Source organism: Kitasatospora sp. NPDC057512, assembly GCF_042802135.1.
Classification (GTDB): Bacteria; Actinomycetota; Actinomycetes; order Streptomycetales; family Streptomycetaceae; genus Kitasatospora.
Genome location: NZ_JBHVET010000832.1, coordinates 1 through 3,407 on the forward strand (window position 1 = coordinate 1; position 3,407 = coordinate 3,407).

4 protein-coding genes and 1 CRISPR repeat array are annotated in these 3,407 nt (G+C 70.9%); of the genes, 2 read left to right on the forward strand and 2 right to left on the reverse strand.

What is annotated here, in order from left to right; all coding sequences use genetic code 11:
• A CRISPR array of direct repeats spans nt 1-269; the repeat unit is 28 nt; unit sequence GAGCAACCCCCGCGAGCGCGGGGCCGAC.
• Nucleotides 270-462: 193 nt separating this feature from the next.
• Nucleotides 463-750, forward strand: coding sequence for a glycosyltransferase (locus ACFU6K_RS34450; RefSeq protein WP_380669850.1), 288 nt, complete (start codon nt 463-465; stop codon nt 748-750).
• A 426-nt stretch (nt 751-1,176) separates the two neighbouring features.
• On the opposite strand, the gene ACFU6K_RS34455 is transcribed toward ACFU6K_RS34450, so the two are convergent.
• Nucleotides 1,177-1,722, reverse strand: coding sequence for an NUDIX hydrolase (locus ACFU6K_RS34455; RefSeq protein WP_380669852.1), 546 nt, complete (start codon nt 1,720-1,722; stop codon nt 1,177-1,179).
• A gap of 10 nt (nt 1,723-1,732) precedes the next feature.
• On the reverse strand, nt 1,733-2,992 hold the full coding sequence (locus ACFU6K_RS34460) for a helix-turn-helix domain-containing protein (RefSeq protein ID WP_380669854.1): 1,260 nt from the start codon (nt 2,990-2,992) through the stop codon (nt 1,733-1,735).
• 111 nt (nt 2,993-3,103) lie between these two features.
• On the opposite strand from ACFU6K_RS34460, the gene ACFU6K_RS34465 reads away from it, so the two are divergent.
• Nucleotides 3,104-3,286, forward strand: coding sequence for a hypothetical protein (locus ACFU6K_RS34465; protein ID WP_380669856.1), 183 nt, complete (start codon nt 3,104-3,106; stop codon nt 3,284-3,286).
• Nucleotides 3,287-3,407 lie beyond the last annotated feature (121 nt).

Genomic DNA, 3,407 nt, shown 5'->3' on the forward strand with positions numbered 1-3,407 from the left:
CAACCCCCGCGAGCGCGGGGCTCACTGGTCGCCGGCTGGTTACTGGGGCGGCGGCCGTGACAAACCCCCGCGTGCGCGGGGCCGACAGGTACGTGACGACCTCCGCCGGTGGAGCACCGGAGCAACCCCCGCGAGCGCGGGGCCGACGGCTGATCGCACCCCAGCGCCCCCTGCTGACAGGAGCAACCCCCGCGAGCGCGGGGCCGACGGGCCGGGGACGACGGCCCGTGGCCGGGCCGGGGAGCAACCCCCGCGAGCGCGGGGCCGACACTTCCTGACCTGCGGTGATCTGCGTCAACTGGCGCCGGTTGATTCAGTTCGATTCGGTTGGCTTCCCGTAGCAGACCTCATGCGCCGATCGTTGTCTCTTCGTGAATCCAGGGTGGATTGTCAGTGCCTCGATCTACGCTCCGAAGCGTACTCGGACATGGAGCGTCGAGGCATGGTCGGTGACCGCTGGCAGTGGTACCCGGCGGCAGCAGCACCGTCCTCGGCGCACTCGACGCGGGCATCCCCCAGCTGGTCCTGCCCGACGGCTCCGACCGCTTCATCACCGCGGCCGCGGTCCACGAGCGCGGAGCGGGCCTCAGCGCGACCGCCGAGGAGATTACCCCGGCCCTGCTCCACCGCCTCCTCACCGACGAGGCCCTGACCCGCGCCGCCCGCGAGGTCAGCACCGAAATCGCGGCGATGCCCAGCCCGACCACCGTGGCGAAGCACCTCACCACCCTCGCCCACCCCACCACCTGAGCCACCCCGCCCCCGACGCCGGGCGGCGTCCGCACGGAACCCCTCCGCCCCCGACGCCGCCCGGCGCCAACGCGCGCTCCCGCCCGGCAACTTCCGAGAGCCTGCGTCGCGATCCCTATGCCCGCCAGCCGACGTACGCCGAAGGCCCCCTTCTGCGAGTGCCTGTCAGGCAAGGGAGCAACCCCCGCGAGCGCGGGGCCGACGAACCGCATCGAGCAGTCCCTCCAGCAGCCTCGTTGACCCCTGGCCCCCGCTCTCCTCCGGGAGGGCGGGGTACTTCGTGCGTTCCGGCCCGGCCGCGTCTGCGGCCTCGACGTCCCCGCCGGTCTCCCGTGCCGTAGTCATCGCCCGGTCCGCGCGCAGGTCGGCGGGGAGGTCCAGGTCAGCCATGCCGCCCATGGTTCGACCGGCATCGGACAGCACAGGTCAGAGGCGTTCAGCGAGCCGGTGCGGACCGAGGTAGTAGGAGAGCGCAGCATGCGACGGACCGTCCGCGACCTCGCCGCCGACCAGTAGCTTGACTACCTCAGCCTCTGTGAGCCAGGTGATCTTGGTTGATTCGGACGTGTCCTCGGGTTCGCCGACCCGGGTGCAGCGGGTGGCGTGGTAAGCGCGGAAGTGAGCGTTGCTGATGCCGGCCATGGCGTCGTACTCGGTCAGCAACTCGACCTGTCCGGGGCGCCATCCGGTCTCTTCCTCTACCTCACGGGCGGCCGCTGCTGCCGGGTCCTCTCCGGGCTCGGCCCATCCGGCCGGCACCTCCCAGCCCCAGCGGTCGGTGATGAACCGGTGCCGGTAGAGGAGGAGAAACTCGCCGGCGTCGTTGGTGACGACGGCAGTGGTCGAGTTCTTGGGGTAGCGGACGACGTGGTGGTCGATCCGGCCGACTCCGGGCACCTCGACGTCGTCGAGCCATACCTCGACCCAGGGGCTGCCGTAGACCTGCCGACGTCCGAACGTCTCCCACTTCACAGCGGCCTCCCTACATGCGCACGAGCTGTGCTCCCGACTCTCTCACGCATGCGGCCAGCTCCCTCACGGGCCTCTCGGCGGCCCAGGGCGCCAGGGAGTGCTGGAACGCCTTCGCGCGGAGGATGATCGGCTGCACGACGCTGCCGCGGGCGCTGTCGAGGGCCTGGTAGGCGAGCGCGCAGGCAGCGTCGAGGCTTCCCTGAGCGAGCCGAACGTCGGCGAGGTCGAGGGTGAGTACGGCGCGCCCCTTGACGTCTACGGCGGCCCGTCGGCTGATCGCGGCCTCCAGCAGGGAGCCGGCTGCACCGTGGTTGCCGAGGTGTGCGTAGGTCTCACCAGCGAGTCCGTCGAGGCGTGGGGCCGTGAAGAAGTCGAGGCCGCCGGGTGGGTCGCCTGAACGGTCAAGGTGGTGGGCGGCCTGGTCGAGTGCGGCCAGGGCCGCAACGCGGTCGCCCTGTGTGGCAAGGGCGCGGGCGAGGTTGGCGGTGACCCAGGCGCGTCGCCGGGGGTCTGCGGTCTCAGCGTGGGCAGCCGCCTGGTGGAGGAGCGTGGTCGCGATATCGCGGCGACCCGCCGTGTACTCGACGATGCTCTGCATGGTGAGGAGCCATGCGGTCAGGTCGTCCGCTTCTCCTTCGCGGGCTGCGACGGCTCCGAGATGAAAGTGCGCGTCCGACCTGGTGCGGTCACCGAGGTCGTGGTGCGCGAGGCCGAGGAGGCCGGACACGACGGCCAGTATCCGCACTCCGCGGCGTCGGGCGGCGAGTGCCTGCGGTCGGGCGAGCATCGTGTGCACGCCCGACAGCTGCCGTGCCAGGGCCGGGACGGACTCGGCGGGCGGGGTCGACGGATATCTGAACGCTGCGTCGGCCACGGCTGCTTCCAGGCCGGTGAGGGCTGCGTCGCTGGCGGTGGAACGGGACAACATGTCCAAAACTTCCCAGGTCTCGGGGGCAGCTGCGGGCTGGTAGGCGGTGGTTTCAGCTACCGCCTCCCAGGGCCGGTCGGCGAGGCCGAGCATGCGCCCGGGGATGCGCAGGCCGTCGGCGATTCGCTCGATGACGGCCATGCTCTCCACCGTCCGGCCGCCGGTCATGATCTCGCTGACGCGGCTCGTTGAGAGGCCGGTGCGGCGAGCGATCTGGGCCGGCCCCATGCCGGCACGTCTGGCGGCGATCTGGAACACCGCACCGATCTGGCGGGCTGCACAGGCTGTCGAGAATGTTTGGTCGGCGAGCACGTGCGCGGGAAGTGGTTCCGGTGCGGGCATCGGGGGGCTCCCGGGGTTGATGGTGGCATGAGGCTATCGGCCACCGCGGCTCCACGGTGGGTACTCACCATGACCCTGGTGGCAACCTGCATAGCGGTCGATGCTGTGCCCGTGACCATGCATCAACCGCCGCCGCCCACCCGGGCCCAGCTCCATGAGCAGGCCTGCGTGCACTGTGGCGGTGAGGACGGCGAGCTGGTTCCGGCCGGCCACGTCTACACCCCGACCAGCGCGACCTCCGCCCCGCTCGGCTGGCCGGTGGTCGCGCACCAGAGCTGTAAGGAGGACATGTGACCTTCCTGCCCACCATCCAGCCCGAATGAGAGCGGACAACGCAAGATCCAGGAAGACGGACAATTCGGGTCTTGCTCCGCGGACAGCTCATCTCCCTGCTGGTAGGGCCGTTCGGGCGGAA